Origin of the sequence: Novosphingobium umbonatum, from assembly GCF_004005905.1 — a bacterium.
Lineage (GTDB): Bacteria > Pseudomonadota > Alphaproteobacteria > Sphingomonadales > Sphingomonadaceae > Novosphingobium > Novosphingobium umbonatum.
In genome coordinates this window covers 1-283 of record NZ_SACO01000068.1, presented here as the reverse complement: position 1 = coordinate 283, position 283 = coordinate 1, and the positions used below count along the sequence as shown (strand labels likewise).

Annotated in this window: 1 protein-coding gene; it reads right to left on the bottom strand. The window is 61.5% G+C overall.

Annotated elements, in window-relative coordinates; all coding sequences use genetic code 11:
- On the bottom strand, positions 1-283 hold a 283-nt coding region (locus EOE18_RS18585; protein WP_220446055.1), incomplete at both ends, for a hypothetical protein.

The following is a 283-nucleotide window of genomic DNA, read 5'->3' as shown; positions in this document are numbered from 1 at the left end:
CGGCGTCGATAACAGTGGATCGCTCAACCTCGTTCAAGCTCGACAGGTCCACCGTCAGCGTGCCTCCGGAAAAACGGTATGGACGGGAGGCAGCCTTGTCGAGGATCCGACAGGCCTCCTCGATCAGTCTTTGTTCACGGGCCTGTTCCGCTGCCAGCCGCTCGGCTTCCAGCTTGAATTGGCGCTGACGCTCGGCCGCAGCCGAGATCGCCTTGGCTTCGTCGGCAAGACAATCCTCCTCGTGGCGGCGACCGAATGCGATAAACATCGCCTGACGATCGAC